The 16,134-nt window shown below is 70.2% G+C and carries 18 protein-coding genes and 1 pseudogene; 14 read left to right on the forward strand and 5 right to left on the reverse strand.

Annotated elements, in window-relative coordinates:
* The first annotated feature begins 13 nt into the window (after nt 1-13).
* Genes VF536_RS24970 through VF536_RS24985 form a run of 4 tightly spaced genes read left to right on the forward strand, consistent with a single transcriptional unit; the run spans nt 14 to nt 2,632 of the window.
* Nucleotides 14-631 carry a cbb3-type cytochrome c oxidase subunit II gene (locus VF536_RS24970; protein ID WP_331617657.1) on the forward strand — a complete coding sequence of 206 codons (618 nt, stop codon included), beginning with the start codon at nt 14-16 and terminating at the stop codon, nt 629-631.
* A 13-nt stretch (nt 632-644) separates the two neighbouring features.
* Entirely contained in the window at nt 645-1,241 is a 597-nt protein-coding gene (locus tag VF536_RS24975; RefSeq protein WP_331617658.1) for a cytochrome c, read from the forward strand.
* A 9-nt stretch (nt 1,242-1,250) separates the two neighbouring features.
* Nucleotides 1,251-2,006 carry an SCO family protein gene (locus VF536_RS24980; RefSeq protein WP_331617659.1) on the forward strand — a complete coding sequence of 252 codons (756 nt, stop codon included), beginning with the start codon at nt 1,251-1,253 and terminating at the stop codon, nt 2,004-2,006.
* Nucleotides 2,003-2,632, forward strand: coding sequence for a hypothetical protein (locus tag VF536_RS24985; RefSeq protein WP_331617661.1), 630 nt, complete (start codon nt 2,003-2,005; stop codon nt 2,630-2,632). Before VF536_RS24980 ends, VF536_RS24985 begins: the two co-directional genes overlap by 4 nt.
* On the opposite strand, the gene VF536_RS24990 is transcribed toward VF536_RS24985, so the two are convergent.
* Nucleotides 2,617-3,015 carry a hypothetical protein gene (locus tag VF536_RS24990; RefSeq protein ID WP_331617662.1) on the reverse strand — a complete coding sequence of 133 codons (399 nt, stop codon included), beginning with the start codon at nt 3,013-3,015 and terminating at the stop codon, nt 2,617-2,619. The two genes, VF536_RS24985 and VF536_RS24990, sit on opposite strands and share 16 nt — an antisense overlap.
* A 150-nt stretch (nt 3,016-3,165) precedes the next feature.
* A complete protein-coding gene (locus tag VF536_RS24995; protein WP_331617663.1) occupies nt 3,166-4,059 on the reverse strand; it encodes an AraC family transcriptional regulator in 894 nt (297 codons plus the stop codon).
* Between the two features lie 102 nt (nt 4,060-4,161).
* Here VF536_RS24995 and VF536_RS25000 point away from each other — a divergent pair, with 102 nt between their 5' ends.
* Nucleotides 4,162-4,905 (forward strand): SDR family oxidoreductase, encoded by a 744-nt coding sequence (locus tag VF536_RS25000; RefSeq protein WP_331617664.1) that lies wholly within the window; start codon nt 4,162-4,164, stop codon nt 4,903-4,905.
* On the opposite strand, the gene ppk2 is transcribed toward VF536_RS25000, so the two are convergent.
* Nucleotides 4,906-5,829 (reverse strand): polyphosphate kinase 2, encoded by a 924-nt coding sequence (ppk2, locus tag VF536_RS25005; protein ID WP_331617665.1) that lies wholly within the window; start codon nt 5,827-5,829, stop codon nt 4,906-4,908. It lies immediately after the preceding gene.
* 229 nt (nt 5,830-6,058) lie between these two features.
* Here ppk2 and VF536_RS25010 point away from each other — a divergent pair, with 229 nt between their 5' ends.
* From VF536_RS25010 to VF536_RS25020, 3 genes are read left to right on the forward strand one after another with little or no spacing between them, the layout of a single operon-like run.
* The gene (locus tag VF536_RS25010; protein WP_331617666.1) at nt 6,059-6,529 is read left to right on the forward strand and encodes a (2Fe-2S)-binding protein; all 471 of its coding nucleotides are present in this window, start codon (nt 6,059-6,061) and stop codon (nt 6,527-6,529) included.
* Between the two features lie 3 nt (nt 6,530-6,532).
* Nucleotides 6,533-8,683 carry a xanthine dehydrogenase family protein molybdopterin-binding subunit gene (locus VF536_RS25015; protein WP_331617668.1) on the forward strand — a complete coding sequence of 717 codons (2,151 nt, stop codon included), beginning with the start codon at nt 6,533-6,535 and terminating at the stop codon, nt 8,681-8,683.
* Nucleotides 8,680-9,300 carry an Isoquinoline 1-oxidoreductase subunit gene (locus VF536_RS25020; RefSeq protein WP_331617670.1) on the forward strand — a complete coding sequence of 207 codons (621 nt, stop codon included), beginning with the start codon at nt 8,680-8,682 and terminating at the stop codon, nt 9,298-9,300. Before VF536_RS25015 ends, VF536_RS25020 begins: the two co-directional genes overlap by 4 nt.
* Here the strand turns inward: VF536_RS25020 and VF536_RS25025 are convergent.
* Nucleotides 9,240-9,998, reverse strand: coding sequence for a response regulator transcription factor (locus VF536_RS25025; RefSeq protein WP_331617671.1), 759 nt, complete (start codon nt 9,996-9,998; stop codon nt 9,240-9,242). The two genes, VF536_RS25020 and VF536_RS25025, sit on opposite strands and share 61 nt — an antisense overlap.
* A 119-nt stretch (nt 9,999-10,117) precedes the next feature.
* On the opposite strand from VF536_RS25025, the gene VF536_RS25030 reads away from it, so the two are divergent.
* From VF536_RS25030 to VF536_RS25050, 5 genes and pseudogenes are all read left to right on the forward strand, one after another.
* The gene (locus VF536_RS25030) at nt 10,118-11,854 is read left to right on the forward strand and encodes an FAD-dependent oxidoreductase (protein WP_331617673.1); all 1,737 of its coding nucleotides are present in this window, start codon (nt 10,118-10,120) and stop codon (nt 11,852-11,854) included.
* A complete protein-coding gene (locus VF536_RS25035; protein WP_331617675.1) occupies nt 11,851-12,153 on the forward strand; it encodes an antibiotic biosynthesis monooxygenase in 303 nt (100 codons plus the stop codon). Before VF536_RS25030 ends, VF536_RS25035 begins: the two co-directional genes overlap by 4 nt.
* A 114-nt stretch (nt 12,154-12,267) precedes the next feature.
* On the forward strand, nt 12,268-12,774 hold the full coding sequence (locus VF536_RS25040; protein WP_331617676.1) for a dihydrofolate reductase: 507 nt from the start codon (nt 12,268-12,270) through the stop codon (nt 12,772-12,774).
* A gap of 81 nt (nt 12,775-12,855) precedes the next feature.
* Nucleotides 12,856-13,433, forward strand: a pseudogene (locus tag VF536_RS25045) (DUF4337 domain-containing protein).
* 141 nt (nt 13,434-13,574) lie between these two features.
* Nucleotides 13,575-15,257, forward strand: coding sequence for a hypothetical protein (locus VF536_RS25050; protein WP_331617677.1), 1,683 nt, complete (start codon nt 13,575-13,577; stop codon nt 15,255-15,257).
* Nucleotides 15,258-15,326: 69 nt separating this feature from the next.
* Here the strand turns inward: VF536_RS25050 and VF536_RS25055 are convergent, their stop codons facing one another.
* The gene (locus VF536_RS25055) at nt 15,327-15,902 is read right to left on the reverse strand and encodes a hypothetical protein (RefSeq protein ID WP_331617678.1); all 576 of its coding nucleotides are present in this window, start codon (nt 15,900-15,902) and stop codon (nt 15,327-15,329) included.
* Between the two features lie 115 nt (nt 15,903-16,017).
* Between VF536_RS25055 and VF536_RS25060 the strand changes: the two genes are divergently transcribed.
* On the forward strand, nt 16,018-16,134 hold a 117-nt coding region (locus tag VF536_RS25060; protein WP_331617680.1), incomplete at its 3' end, for a TetR/AcrR family transcriptional regulator.

Below are 16,134 nucleotides of genomic sequence, written 5' to 3' on the forward strand. Positions count from 1 at the left end.
GCCGGAGCCGCCCATGTACAACGAAACCAAGCTGCTGGCCGGCGGGATGGTGATGCTCGGCGTGGCGACCAGCGCGCTCGTGGTCGTGCCCTACCTGACGGTGCGCGACCTGCCGCCGCCCGCGGAACTCAAGCCCTACACGTCGGCGGAGCTGCGCGGACGCCAGCAATACATCGCCAACGGCTGCGTGTACTGCCACTCGCAGCAGCCGCGCGCCAAGGCCTTCGCGCCGGACACGGAACGCGGCTGGGGCCGACCCAGCGTCGCGGCGGACTACGCCTACGACACGCCACACCTGCTCGGCACGATGCGCACCGGGCCGGACCTGTTCAACATCGGGGCGCGGCAGCCCAGCGACCAGTGGCATCTCGGCCACCTGTTCCAGCCGCGGGCCTATGTGCAGGGCAGCATCATGCCGTCCTATCCCTACCTGTTCGAGCTGAAGGCGAAGGCCGATCCCGGCGATGTCGAGGTGGTCCTACCGCCGGGCTACTCGCACGGCAAGACCGTCGTGGCGACGAAGGAGGCGCTGGATCTCGTCGCCTACCTGAAGAGCCTGAACCACACCTACGCCATCGTCGAGCTGCCGCCAGAGTCGCCCGCAACGGCGGCGTCGGGCGCGGCGCGCTGAAACGGGAGGACCTATGGCCGACCTCGACGTCTCCGCGCAGCAGAAGCGCGAACTCCCCGACCCCACCGAGCAGGTCACGCCGGTGCCCTGGTTCGTCCTCGCGACCACCATCGCGCTGATGGCGCTGGGCGTCGTCTACATCGCGCTCGCCGACATCAACACGCCGGCGGCCTGGGGCGACGGCCGGCAGGAATCGGAGCTGGCCGGCCCCTCCAAGAACGCCGCTGGCGCGAAGGTGGACGGCGCGGCGCTGTTCGCCTCGCTGTGCGTGGCCTGCCATCAGGCGTCGGGGATGGGGCTGCCCGGCGTGTTTCCGCCGCTGGCGGGCTCGGAGTGGGTGGCGGGGAAGGACACGACCGCCGCGGCCATCCTGCTGCACGGCGTGACCGGACCGGTGACGGTCAAGGGCACGACCTACAACGGCGCGATGCCCGCCTTCAAGGATCAGTTGAACGACGCGCAGATCGCGGCGGTGCTGTCGCACATCCGGTCGCAATGGGGCAACTCCGGCGCGGCCGTGACCGCGGAAACCGTCGCCAAGGTCCGCGAGGAGACGAAGGACCGCACCGCGCCCTTCGCCGGCGACAAGGACCTGCCGTCGCACGAGTGAGGTGCGCGCATGAGCGATTCCGCCTCACGTCCAGCGACGACGACGACGACGAGTCTGATGCCGACCCTCGCGGTCTGCGCGGTCGTCCTCGGGGTCGCCGCAGGCGCGATCGGGCATCTGACGCGGGGATTCGAACTCTGGACCTTCGAGGACCTCCGGCGCGATCAGGTGAGCCGCGGTGAGCTGCGCGCCGTACCGACATCCCTCGTGAATGCGGACGGTGCGTCGATGAAGGCTTTCGGCACCGCGCCACGGGGCGGCTCGACGCCGCGCCCCGCCGTCTATGTCGTCGACTTCATCTACACGAATTGCGTCTCGGTCTGCCAGACGCTGGGCGCCGAGTTCTACCGGGTGCAGGAGGCGCTCCGTCGCGAAGGCCGCGGGGATGTCCGGCTGCTCTCCGTCAGCATCGATCCGGTGCGCGATACCGTGCCCGCGCTGCGGGCCTATGCGGCGCTTCACCGCGCCGACGGCCAGCGATGGACGATCAGCGCGCCGACACAGATCGAGGCGCTGCAGAAGCTCACCGGCGCCTTGGGCGTCATCGCGATCCCGGACGGCCTCGGGGGCTATGTGCACAACGGCGCCATCCATGTGATCGACAGCTCCGGCGTGGTGCTCGGCATCCACGAGTACGACGAGTGGGAAACCGCACTGAGGCAGGCGAGAGGCCGCTGGCCCTCACCCCTCCCTCTCCCGCAAGCGGGAGAGGGCGAACGACCGAGCGAAGCTCAGGTCGCGCGCGGCGGCGGGGATTCGCAATGAGGTGGGTACTCGTCGCGTCGCCGCTGATCTGGCTGATCAGTCCGCTCCGCCATGCGGTCGAGGCGAGCATGTTCGCCCACATGGTGCTGCAGCTGCCGTTGCTCGTGTTGGCGGGGCTTATCGCCGGTCGGCAGCTCCCCGATCCGATCGCCAGGCGCATCGCGGCGGTCGACGCCTTCGGTCTGACCTCGGTGCTGGCGGTGATCGCGACCTCGTTCGCCTGGATGATTCCCGCGGCGCTCGACCTCGCGCTGCTGTCACCCGCCGTGGATCTGCTCAAGCATGTTTCGCTCTGGGTGTCGGGGTTCCTGCTGGGCACGGCGTTGCGCCGGCTCACGCTGGGCGTCGAGACCTTCCTGCTGGGCAACGTCGGCTGGATGCTCGCCACCGCCGGGCTGCTGTACATGGACGCGACGAGCCGGCTCTGCGTCAACTACCTCTTCGACGAGCAACGGGCCGCGGGCGTCGGCCTGATGGCGATGGCCGTGCTCCTCGGCCTGCGGCTCATGCTGCGATGGCACGGGGCGGCGTCCGATGGCGCGGCCGCGACAGCGCCGGGTCCGTCGACGGACCGGCGCCTGCCGGCCGCGCCCGCGTCCTTCGATGGCGATCAGTCGCGGTCGTAGACGAACACGAGGTCGTTGCGCGGTTCCTTGACGATGAGGTGGCCGCCGTCGCGGCAGTAGCGATGCTGTCCGTCATTGCCTTTCAGGCTCAACATCAGGCAGTCGCCCTCTTTCGTGTGGATCAGCAGCTCCCGGCGATCCACGTCGGTCACGCCCGGCCTAGAGACTGTGACGGAGGTCCTGTCGATCTTCAGACGCGTGACGCCCATGCGGTTGCGGATGTCCTCCACGACGTCGGCGGGCAAGCCCAGGGACTGGGCGTTGGCCGTCGTCTTGCTGACGTTGAGTTTCCATCTGCCCTCGATGGGCATGGTCTGCCGCGCGCAGGCGCTCAGGACGGCCACGATGACGAAGGTCGCGGCCATGGATGCAAGGCGGTTCATGTCGTTCTCTCCCCAGGATCCCTCTGCGGGACCTCCGGGCGCGATCTTGCGCTCTTTCCGTGTCGGGTTCCAGGGGCCAGGTGCCCGACCCGCCGGGAGCAGTGAGCCGTGAGCCGTGGCCGGCAGGAGCCTCTCCTCCGGACGTCGGCGTCATCCTCGCGCATACCGGCTCGGCGGCACACCGACCTGCCGGCTGAACGCCGTGCTGAAGGTGCTCGTCGAGCCGTAGCCAACGCGCTCCGCCACCTCCGAGACCGCCAGCTTGCCGGCGCGCAGCAGCTCCTTGGCGATCTCCATCCGCCAGGCCAGCAGGTACTCCATCGGCGCGACACCGACCGTGCGCGTGAAGCGCTCGTAGAACGCGGAGCGCGACAGCGCCGCCAGCTTCGCGAGCTGCGCCACCGTCCACGCCCGCTCGACCCGCGCGTGCATCTGCTGCAGCGCCTTGGCGAGCCGCTCGTCGGCGAGGCCGCGCAGCATGCCCGCGGGCGCGTCCGAGGTTGAACTCGCCCGCATGGCTTCGATCAGCATGGCCTCGACCAGGCGCGAGGTCATGAACTCGCCGCCCGGCTTGGGGACCATCGCTTCCTCGCTGACCAGCTGCACGAGCAGCGCCAGTCGTTCCGAGCCCCGCACATGCACCACGCGCGGCAGCAACGCCACCAGAAGGCCCGCATCGGCGCAGTCGAACTCGAACGCGCCGCCGAGCGATCGCATGTCCGCCGCCCCGCGGCGCTCGCCGTAACGCAGCTCGCCGCGTGTCTTCGCGGCCTCCCGCGGATCCATCGGCATCACCGGCACCGCATCGACGCTCGACAGCGTGAAGGCCGGCGTCGTCGGCAGCAGGACGAAGTCGCCGGCCTGGAGCGCCACCGGCTCATGGCCGTTGACCGCCAGGCGGCAGTGCCCCTCCAGGACGATGCAGAAGCTCGGCTGGCCGTACTCGCTGTACCGCACCGCCCAGCCGCCCTTGCCGCTGATCACGTTGGCCATGACCGCGCGCGGTCGCAGCAGACGCACGACATCGGAAAGGGGATCGCTCATGTCCGGACGTTGGCCAAAGAAATGCGGACGATACACCGTCGTGCGTCCGACGCCGGATCCCTATCGTTGCTCCCTGTGCCCACCCACCCAAGGAGATCCCCGATGAAGACCGTCCTGATCACCGGCTGCTCGTCCGGCTACGGCCTGGCCACCGCCCGTCACTTCCACGCGCAAGGCTGGAAGGTCGTCGCCACGATGCGCACCCCGCGCGAGCTCGACATCCCGCAGTCCTCGCGCTTCCAGGTCGTCGCGCTGGACGTCACCCGGCCGGAGAGCATCGCCCGCGCGCTCGAGGACCTCGGTCCGATCGACGTGCTCGTGAACAACGCCGGCATCGGCCTGTTCGGCGCCTTCGAAGCCACGACTATGACCACCGTGCGCGAGGTCTTCGAGACCAACACCTTCGGCACGATGGCGATGTGCCAGGCGGTGATCCCGCGTCTGCGCGCGCAGCGCTCCGGCACCATCGTCAACGTGACCTCCAGCGCGACGCTGGCGCCCTTCCCGCTCGTGGCCGCGTACACGGCCAGCAAGACCGCGGTCGAGGGCTTCAGCGCCTCGCTCGCGCTGGAGCTGAAGGAGTTCGACGTGCGCGTGCGCCTGGTCGAGCCGGGCTACGGGCCTGGCACGAACTTCTCCGCCAATTCGGGCGAGCGCATGCAGGGCTTGATCACCGAGCCCTACGCGGGCTTCGCCCAGAGCGTCTTCGCGGAGTTCGTGGGCGCCACGCTCACGACCACGCCGGAAGACGTCGCGCAAGCGGTCTGGCTCGCCGCCAACGACACGACGGACCGCCTGCATCGCGCCGCGGGGCCGGACGCGGTGGCGCTCGCCGAGCGGCGTTGATCAGTACTTCGCCGGCACGAACATCGACTCCGGCACCGGATGGCGCTGGTAGTCCTCGTGGCGCTCGCGATCCGGCAGGCGGATCTCCTGACGCTCGACCTCGTGGTACGGGAACTGGTCCAGCAGATGCTGGATGCAGTTCAGCCGCGCGCGCTTCTTGTCGTCGGCCGCCACCACCCACCACGGCGCTTCCGGGATGTGCGTGCGGTCCAGCATCACTTCCTTGGCTCGCGTGTAGTCCTCCCCGCGGCGGCGCGACTCCAGGTCCATCGGCGACAGCTTCCACTGCTTGAGCGGATCGTGGATGCGGCCCAGGAAGCGCAGGTGCTGCTCCTCGTCGCTGATGGAGAACCAGTACTTGATCAGCGTGATGCCGGAGCGCACCAGCATGCGCTCGAACTCGGGCACGGAGCGGAAGAACTCCTCGACGTCGTCCTCGCCGCAGAAACCCATCACCCGCTCCACGCCGGCGCGGTTGTACCAGCTGCGGTCGAAGAGCACGATCTCGCCGGCAGCCGGCAGGTGCGGGACGTAGCGTTGGAAGTACCACTGCGTGCGCTCGCGGTCGTTGGGCGCGGGCAGCGCCACCACGCGGCACACCCGCGGATTGAGCCGCTGCGTGATGCGCTTGATCGCCCCGCCCTTGCCCGCGGCGTCGCGGCCCTCGAAGAGGATCACCACCTTCTGCCGCGAGTGCTGCACCCAGTCCTGCAGCTTCACCAGCTCGCGCTGCAGGCGGAACAGGTGCTTGAAGTAGGCGATCCGCTCGCTGTGGGCCTCGGTCGAATCGCTCTCGTCGAGCGCGCGCAGCGCCTCGTCGACGTGGCGGTCTTCGATCTCCAGCTCCAGCTCCTCGTCGTAGCCGTCCTGCAGGTCGCGGCGGATGCGTTCGACGAGATCGTCGCGGTCGGATGCTGAGCTCATGGCGGCAGGGGGCGGAATTTCAGAAGCTCCCATCTTCCTCCCGGGAGGTGACGGCGACGTGACGAGGCCGACCTCCTCCCGATTCACCTCCCAGAACGCCTCCAGGCCGCCTCCTCCCAAAGGATGAGCCCGCGCTCCCCGCCCGGAAGGAGCCGCCGCGCATCCCCCGTGCTGACGACACGGCCCGGTCGCCGCCGGACAGTGGGTCCTCCACAGGAGGAATCCGCTCATGGCCTATCAACTCAAGATCAACGGCAAGACACAGGCCGTCGACGTCGACGGCGACACCCCGCTGCTCTGGGTGCTGCGCGACGTCGTCGGCCTGACCGGCACCAAGTTCGGGTGCGGCATGGCGATGTGCGGCGCCTGCACCGTGCATGTCGACGGCAACCCGGTCCGCTCCTGCTCCTTCCCGGTCGAGGCCGTCGGCAAGCAGTCGGTGACCACCATCGAGGCCGTCGGCCAGACCCCCGCCGGCCGGCGCATCCAGGCCGCCTGGGTCGCCAAGGACGTGCCGCAGTGCGGCTACTGCCAGTCGGGCCAGATCATGTCCGCCTGCGCGCTGCTCAAGCAGAACCCGCGCCCCTCCGAGGCCGACGTCGACGCCGCCATGTCCGGCAACCTGTGCCGCTGCGGCACCTATCCGCGCATCAAGTCGGCCATCCTGATGGCCGCCGCCGCTGCGCCGGTCAAGGGGTGAGCCATGGAACGCCGCGATTTCCTCAAGATCGGCGCCGGCACCGGCGGTGCCTTCGTCGCCTCGTTCTGCCTGCCGCTGCCCGCGGGCGCGGCGAAAGCCGCGACAGCCCCGGCAGCCGCCTCCTTCGAACCCAACGTCTACATCCGCATCGCGCCGTCCGGCAAGGTCACCTATGTGATCCCCTTCGTCGAGATGGGCCAGGGCTCCTTCACCGCGATCCCGATGATGCTGGCCGAGGAGATGGACGTCCCGCTCTCGACCGTCACCGTCGAGCAGGCGCCGGCCGACGAGAAGCGTTACGCCAACCCGGTCTTCGGAATGCAGATCACCGGCGGGTCTGCGTCGATGATCGCCGCGTGGAAGGCCGTGCGCACCGCCGGCGCGACCTGTCGTGCGATGCTGGTCAACGCCGCCGCCGACACCTGGCAATGCAGCGCGCAGGAATGCGTCACCCGCGACGGCAAGGTCGTGCAGACGGCCTCCGGCAAGCAGCTGTCCTACGGCGCGCTGGCGACCAAGGCCGCCACGCTGTCCGTGCCCAAGGACGTGCCCCCGAAGGATCCGAAGGCCTACAAGCTGGTCGGCACGCCGGCCAGGCGGCTGGACACGAAGAGCAAGACCAACGGCAGCGCGCAGTTCGGCATCGACACCCGCCTGCCCGGCATGAAGGTCGCCGCGATCACGCACTGCCCGGTCGCCGGCGGCAAGGTGCGCCGTGTCGATGACAGCAAGGCGCTCGCCGTGCGCGGCGTGCGGCGGGTGCTGGTCGCGGACGACATCGTCGGCGTGGTCGCGGACCACTACGGCGCAGCGCGCAAGGGCCTCGCCGCGCTGGTGATCGACTGGGATGAAGGACCGAACGCCGGCTTCTCGACGACGGCCTGGAAGGCCTCGGTGCGCGACGCGCTCAAGCGCAAGGGCATCGTGTCCAAGCAGGAGGGCGACTTCGCCGCGGCCAAGGCCGCGCCCGGCGCCCGGCTCGTCGAGGTCGAGTACGACGCGCCGACCATGGTCCACGCGCCGCTGGAGCCGATGAACTGCACCCTCCACTTCCACGGCGGCGCCTGCGACGTGTGGCTGGGCACGCAGGCGCCGGTGAAGGCGCAGCAGGCGATCGCCGCCGCCAGCGGCGTGCCGGTCGAGAAGATCCAGGTCCACAACTTCCTGATCGGCGGCGGCTTCGGCCGCCGGCTCGACGCCGAGTACGTCGGCCAGGCCGCCAAGCTCGCGAAGCAGGTCGACTTCCCGCTCAAGGTGATCTACAGCCGCGAGGAGGACATCCGCCATGGCAGCTTCCGCCCGCTCTACTGCGACGAGATGGCCGCGACGCTGGACGGCGCCGGCAGGATCACGGCGTTCTCGCACCGTCTGTCGGGCTCGTCCATCGTGGCCCGCTACGCACCCCAATGGCTGCAGCCCGGCGTCGCTGATCCGGATGCCGTCGAAGCCGCCGAGACGCCTTACGCGATCCCCGCGAAGATCGTCGAGTACGTCGCGGTGGAGCCGCCGCCCGGCTACATGACCGCGTTCTGGCGCGGCGTCGGTCCCAACCACAACGCCTGGGCCGTCGAGGGCTTCATGGACGAGCTCGCCGTCACGGCCAAGGCCGATCCGGTGGCCTTCCGGCTCGCCCACCTGAACGACAACCCGCGGCTCAAGGCGGTGCTGGAGACGGCGGCGGCGAAGTCCGGCTGGGGCACGCCGCTGCCCGCGCGCACCGGCCGCGGCGTGGCCGTGCTCAACGCCTGGGGCAGTCACATCGCGATGGTGATGGAGCTGAGCGTCACCGCCGACGGCGCGGTGATGCTGCGCCGCCTGACCACCGCGCTGGACTGCGGCATCGCCGTCAATCCGGACAGCGTCGTCGCGCAGATGGAGGGCGGCCACATCTTCGGCCTGACCGCGGTGATGCTGGGCAAGCTCACCATCGAGAAGGGCCGCGTGGAGCAGAGCAACTTCCACGACTTCCCGCTGATGCGCATCGACCAGACGCCGCGCATCGACGTGCACCTGGTGCGCAGCGGCGCGGAGCCCGGCGGCGTCGGCGAGATCGGCACCGCGATCATCGCGCCGGCCTACATCAACGCGCTGTATGCCGCGACCGGCAAGCGCTTCCGCAGCTATCCCGTCGCCCCCGAGGAGCTGAAGGCATGAACCATCCGACCTCCCTCCTGGCGCTCTGCGCCGTCGCGGCTTTCACCGGGTCCGTCGCCGCGCAGGACGCGCGGACCGCCTCCGTGGTCCCGCTGCGCACCGTGCAGAGCTTCGACGCGATCGCCGATCCGCAGGAGCGCTCCCGGGCGATCTTCACCGAAGCGGGCCGCGTCATCCAGAGCCCGCGCTGCGTGAACTGCCACCCCAGCGGCGACCGGCCGCTGCAGGGCCAGGGCGTGCAGACGCGGTTGCACATCCCCAACGTCACGCGCGGCGCGGACGGCAAGGGCGTGCCCGCACTGCGCTGCGCCAGCTGCCACCAGGCGAAGAACAACGACGCCTCCGGCGTGCCGGGTCACCTGCAATGGCACATCGCGCCGCGCGAGATGGCCTGGCAGAACCTGTCGCTGGGCGAGATCTGCGAGCAGATCAAGGATCCCGCGCGCAACGTCAAGCGCACGCTGGCGCAGATCCATGAGCACATGGCGCATGACACCCTCGTCGGCTGGGCGTGGATGCCCGGCGCGCACCGCGAGCCGGCGCCGGGCACGCAGGCTCAGTTCGGGGAACTCGTCGACGCCTGGATCAAGACCGGCGCCTTCTGTCCGGCGAAGTGAACGGCGCGCGCGGCCTGGGCCGAGGGTGCCAACGCCTGGGACGGCCGCGCGGTCAGCCCGCTGCGCGCGGCGATCGCGACCGCCTCGGTGCGCGCGCCCGCGCCGACCTTGCTGAGAATCGCGCGCACATGCGTCTTGACGGTGGCGTCGGTGATGCCCAGCCGCTGCGAGATGTCCTTGTTCGACGCGCCCGTGGACATCGCCAGCAGCACCTCCATCTCGCGCCGGGTGAGCCGGTCCTGCGTCAGGCTGCGCGCGAGCTTGGGCGCCAGCTCCACGGACACGAACTGCACGCCGAGCATCACCGCGTCCACCGCCTCGACCAGCTGTTCGGGCCGGCAGCGCTGCAGCAGGTAGCCGTGCACGCCGGCCTCCATCGCGGCGCGGACGTCCCACTCCCGGTCCATCGCCGTCAGGACCAGGATGCGCGGACATCGGCCCGCCGCCTGCGCCTGGTGCGCGCCCTGGCGTCGCGCCGCCTGCCGCGCGGTCAGGGCCAGCGCCAGGGCGCTGGTGTAGTCCGCGATGAGGACGTCGCAGCGCTCGGGCGATTCGCCCGACGCGATGCGCACCGCATGCGACAGGCTGCAGATCGACGCCGCGAAGTCGGCGCGGCCGCCCAGCACCGCCGCGCATCCCGCGCAGGTCAGGGCTTCCTCGTGGACGATCTGGATGAAGGTCGGTCCAAGATGGGACATGGTGGCGCACCTCGTTGTGCTCGCCGGGGTGGCCCCCGGCGCTCAAGACTCCCGCCCCAATGTAAGTCCGCCACCAGCGGTACCGCAACCAACCCGCGCACCGACGCAGGGGACACGCCATGAACGCAGAAGCCTCCCACCACTCGCTGGAGACCCGCCGCCACCAGATGTATCCGCGGCTGAGCGCCTGCGACATGGCGCGCATGCAGCGCTTCGGCACGCCGCAGACCTTCGGACCCGGCGAGACGCTGCTCAGCGCGGGCAAGCCCGGGCCGGGGCTGTACCTCATCCTCGGCGGCACGGTGGACGTGTGCCATCGCGACGGCATGGGCAACACCACGCCGCTGATCCAGCACACGCGCGGCAACTTCTCCGGCGAGCTGGCGGCGATGTCGGGCAAGCCCTCGCTGGTGGACGCGGTCGCGGTGGACACCGTCGAGACGCTGCTGCTCCCGCCCAGCCAGCTGCGCGCGCTGATCATCGCGGAGGCCGACCTCGGCGAACGCCTGGTGCGTGCCATGATCCTGCGCCGCGTGGGCCTGATCGAATCGGGCGCGAGCGGCCCGGTGCTGATCGGCCGTCCCAACTCGGCCGCCCTGTTGCGGCTGCAGAGCTTCCTGCACAGCAACGGCGAGCCGTACCGTGTCGTCGACGTGGCGCAGGACGCCGCGGCGGCCACGCTGATCGAGGAGTACGGCGCCGCGCCGGGCGATGTCGTCGCGGTCTGCCCGGACGGCGCGGTGCTGGTGAATCCGCCCGAAGCCACGCTGGCGCGCTGCATCGGCATGGTGGACGAGGCGCCGCGCGAGGAGCTCTTCGATGTCGCGATCGCCGGCGCCGGCCCCGCCGGTCTGGCGACGGCGGTGTACGCGGCCTCGGAGGGCCTGCGCGTGGTCGTGCTCGACCGCCGCGCCTACGGCGGCCAGGCGGGCAACAGCGCGCGCATCGAGAACTACCTCGGTTTCCCGACCGGCATCTCCGGCGGCGCGCTGACCGGCCGCGCCTGCGTGCAGGCCGAGAAGTTCGGCGCCGAGCTGCTGATCCCCACCGAGGTGCAGTCGCTGGACTGCGCCCGCGAAGGCCCGGAGGGCGAGCTCCTCATCGCCCTGACCGACGGACGCAAGCTCCGCGCGCGCACGGCCGTCATCGCCAGCGGCGCGCGCTATCGCCGCCTCGCGGTGCCGCGCCTGAGCGACTTCGAAGGCCGCGGCATCTGGTACTGGGCCTCGGCCCTGGAGGCGCCCTTGTGCGTGGACACCGAGGTGGTGCTGGTGGGCGGCGGCAACTCGGCCGGACAGGCGGCGGTGTTCCTGTCGGAGCACGCCTCGCGCGTGCACGTGCTGGTGCGGGGGCCGGGTCTTGCCGACAGCATGTCGCGCTACCTGATCGACCGCATCGAGGCGACCTCCAACATCGAGCTGCGCCCCTACACGGAGATCACCGAGCTCCACGGCGATCCGCTGCGCGGACTGGACGCGGTCACCTGGCGCTGCGGCCGCACCGGCACCGAGTCGCGCCAGGACACGCGCAACGTCTTCCTGTTCGTGGGCGCGGAGCCCGAGACGGATTGGCTCGCGGGCTGCCCGGTGCTGTCCGACGACAAGGGCTTCGTGCTGACCGGCGCGGACGTGCGCCGCGCGCAGCGGCGGGCGGACCCGACGCTGGCCGCCGACCTGGAGTGGCAGATCGAGAGCGGCCCGGCCGCGCTGGAGTCCAGCGTCCCCGGCGTGTTCGCGGTCGGCGACGTCCGCTCGGGGTCGGTGAAGCGCGTGGGCGGCGCGATCGGCGAAGGGGCGGCGGTCGTCGCACAGATTCATCAATGTCTGGCGAGAATGCGGCCCCGGAGGTCCCCATGATCCTTGAAGTCGCCCCGCTCCCCGTCCGCGCCGGCCACGAGGCCGCGTTCGAAGCCGCCTTCCTGCAGGCGCAGCGCATCATCTCGGCCATGCCCGGCTACCTGGGGCATGAACTCCAGCGCTGCGTGGAACGGCCGGGCGAGTACCTCCTGCTCGTGCGCTGGCGCACGCTCGAGGACCACGAGGTCGGCTTCCGCAAGTCGCCACAGTACGACGACTGGCGGGCCCTGCTGCACCACTTCTACGATCCGTTCCCGGTGGTGTCGCATTACGAGGCGGTGGCCGGCGCGGCAGGGTGAGCGCATCCGCTCGCCGTTGTTGCCAGACCTCACCGACGGGAGCCTGCCGAGTCCGTAAACTCCCTCTCCTTCCCTGCCCCTCCCGGCCGCCTCCGCGCTCCCACTGACGTTTCCATGCCTCACCTGACCCTCATCGCCGCTCTCGACCGCGCGCGCGGCATCGGCCGCGACAACGAACTGCTGGTCCGCCTGCCCGAGGACATGGCGCGCTTCAAGGCACTCACGATCGGCCACACGGTCCTCATGGGCCGCAAGACCTGGGACTCCATCCCCGCGAAGTTCCGCCCGCTGACGCAGCGGCGCAACCTCGTGCTGTCGCGGCAACCGGGGCTCGCGCTCGATGGCGCGGAGGTATTCGAGACGCTGGAACAGGCGCTCGCCGCCTGCGCCGCGGACGAGACCGTGTTCGTCATGGGCGGCGCCCAGGTCTACGAACTCACCCTGCCCCGCGCCGACGCGCTCGAACTCACCGAGATCGACGCCGCGTTCGACGCCGACGCCTTCTTCCCCGCCGTCGATCCGCAGGTCTTCACCGAGGTGCGCAGAGAGCGCCATCACAGCCCCGCTGAACGCGGCCACGACTGGCACTACGACTTCGTCCGGTACGAACGACGCGGCTGACGCCCTGCTCCGACGCCACGGGCAAAGCCCCTGCGACCGTCGCCGACCTTCCCTCCTTTCCTCGACCCCCCCTCCGAACCCATGTCCGGCAATCATTTCCACGTCCACGGTCCGCACGACCACGAACTCGAACACGCGGCGCAGCACGAGCCCAAGGGGCTCGCCGGCCAACTGGCGGTGATCACCGCGATCCTGGCACGCTGGGCGCGTTCTTCTCGTACATGGGCGGCGCCACGCAAGCCAACGCGGGGCTGTTCAAGAACAACGCCGCGATCACCAAGACTGAGGCCGCCAACCGCTGGAACTACTTCCAGGCCAAGAGCAGCAAGCAGAACCTGGCCGAGTTCGCACTCGACCTGACCCCCAGCGACGAGCAGAAGGCCAGGTACCGCGAGAAGATCGCCCGCTACGAGTCGGAGAAGAACGAGATCAAGGTCCAGGCCGAGAAGCTCGAGGCCGAATCCACCGAGTGGGACCACAAGAGCGACGAGCAGTTGCACCTCCACCACCGCTGGGCGCAGGCCACGACGGCGTTGCAGGTGGCCATCGCGCTCGCCGCGATCGCGCTGCTGACCAAGCGCCGCTGGATGGAGTACGCGACGCTGGGCGCCGGCGCGATCGGTGTCGGCCTCGGAATCGCGGCTTGGTTGCACGTCTGATCGCAGAGCGCACCGCCCGGTGAGCGCCACTCCCTCCCTCGGGGGAGAGCGCTCAAGTTCCGGGGAGACCGGTCGATAGCGAAGGGATCACCGCCACGCCAGCAGAGCACGGCGGGATTGCCGCCAGGGAGGCGCTTCGCAATGACCCTCATCACCTCGACCGGCGCGGGCGTGCTGGACCGCATCGCGGCCAGCCGCACGGCTTCGACCTACCGCCCCGCGGGCATGTCCGCGCAGGCGGCCAGCGCCGCCGCGAAGACGGCGTCGTCGGCCTCTTCCGCGCCCACGCGCGTCACGCTGGACGCCGTCACCGACAGCGACCTCGTCTACGCGAAACCCAAGGCGCCGGGCTTCGGACCCCAACGCTTCTGGGCCAACGCGCGCGACGACGGCCTCAGCGAGCTCATGACCCGCAACAGCGGCAAGGACGCGGTCACGCTGTCCGACCGCTGGCGCGGCCTGGGCGGCGGATTGCTCAAGCAGCTCGCGGCCACCGGCACGGCCTACAAGCAGGCGCTCGCCGACTACGTGCCGGGCGCCGATGCCGCTGGCGCCATCGAAGGCACCGACGCCGCCGCGACTGCCGCAGCTGCCGCCGCGCTCCAGGAGCAGGCGCTCGGCGGCGTCAGCACGAACGCCGCCGAGGTGAACCTCAAGATCCAGACGCGCTCCGGCCACACCGTCGAGCTCAAGATCGGGGTCAACAACGGCGACCAGGGCGGCACACGCGGCCTGCAGGTCGAAGTGAAGAGCTCCGGCGCCCTCAGCAGCGCGGAGCGCCAGGCGCTTTCCGCCTTGAGCGACGGGCTCGATCAGGCACTCGAAGGCCTGGGCGAAGGCGCGCCCACGCTCGATCTGTCCGGGCTGACGGGCTTCGACCGCGGCGGCGTGCTGACCGGACTCGACCTCAAGATCGAGAACCCCAACGCGCCGGCCGATGTGCCTGGGAAGATGCAAGCGTTCTCGCTGCACCTGGGCACGGACACGAAGTCGGTGACCCTGCGCACGACCAGCGGCGAGATGAATCTGGAAGTCGACGCCACGCCGCCCAAGGGCGCCGCGAACAACGGCCAACGCTGGTCCGCGATCGACCAGTTGCTCAAGCAGATCGACGCGGCCGCCGATCGCGGTCACGCGGACGCGGCGATGACGAAGTCCTTCAAGGACGCGTTCCAGCAGCTGCAGGCACCGCCGGTGGACGAGGATCCGTCGCGCGCCGGCAGCGCAGCCCAGGCCATCGCGAAGGACGACGGCAAACCGATCGCGGTCAATGCCAATGCCGGCGTCAACAGCGTCGCCGCGGCCAACGCCGCGTTACTCGCGAAGACCGGAGATCCTGACGACGTCGCACCGGTCACGCCGACGATGAGCGACGGTTTGCGCTCGCAGGTGCAGTCGCTGCAGAGCGGCCTCGCGGATTTCAAGGCCGAATTCAGCGCCGACTCGCAACGCACGAGCCGCATCGGCAGCGTCAAGGAAGCCGGCCACGCCGACTACAAGATCAGCCAGACGACCACCGACCGCCCCAACAGCGCGACCGGCGGCCGCTCGGTCGCGCAGTCGCAGACCGAGACGCTGGACGCCAGCTTCCAGAAATCGCGCACCTTCACGCTGGATCGCGATTCCGGCAACTACGACGCCTACACGGTCAGGGACAGCAAGACCGTCACGACGCTGATCGACACGGTGAAGGATTCGGTCTCGCGCGCGATGCGCAAGACCGATGAACAGCGGCAGAAGACCTTCACCCAGGTCGAGAACTTCAAGGCGACGGCGCACAACGAGTGGCCGTCGCAGCGCAGCGTCACGGAACGGCTGCGCTGACGCGCCGGCCGGGCCTGGCCGGACGAGCCCGCCGGGAACGCCGGGACCGCCGGGACCGCCGGGACCGCGTCAGGCGCCCGCGACCCGGCGCATCGGGATCTGCAGGTTGGTCGGCCGGTTGTCCTCCGAATCGAAACCGCGCCCGTCGATGTGCCGCGCGCCCCAGAAGAGGAAGTCGCCGTCCAGGTGGATGAGGTCGTACTCCTTGAAGGGCTGTCCTTCGACGAGCCCGAACGGCACGAAGCGCCGACCCAGCACGCTGCGCCCCTGCCCCACCGTCCACGGTCCGCCCTCGAGCGTCGCCACCTGGTTGAGCAGGTCCGCGAAACCCTGCGCCATCGGCGTGAGCTCGTAGGCCTCGTCGGCGACGAAATCCGCCTTCTGCGCGCCGTCGGCCACCGGGTGCGGCCCGGGCCAGCCGATGTGCCCGCGCAGCACGATGCGCGCGATCTCCACCTTGCCGAGAGGATCCGCCCAGTTGCGTATCGTCAGCGCGAAGCGGTCGTCGCCGAGGTAGCTGAACGCGCGGCTCAGGTAGAACGGCCGCAGCGTGCCGTCCGGGTTCTTCGCGGCGCTGGGTCGCACTTCCGGCGCGAGGCTGGTCCAATCGCCGACGAGGGCGCGCTGGGTGTCTTGCAGGGTCATGGCAGGGTCTCCGGCTCGTTGGAAGGCAAGGTACTACAGTCGTCCATATTGGACGTCGATCGTGCGCCGGATCGGCCGCGGGTCGACCTGGGATCGACCCGGATAGACTCGACCCATGGCCAGACCGTCGAACAAGGACAAGCTGCTGCAGGAGGGCTTCCACCTCATGCACGAGCGCGGCTTCGGCGGCACCAGCGTCCGCGACATCGTCAACGCGGCCGGCGTGCCGCAG

Source organism: Roseateles sp., from assembly GCF_036486225.1.
GTDB lineage: Bacteria > Pseudomonadota > Gammaproteobacteria > Burkholderiales > Burkholderiaceae_C > Roseateles.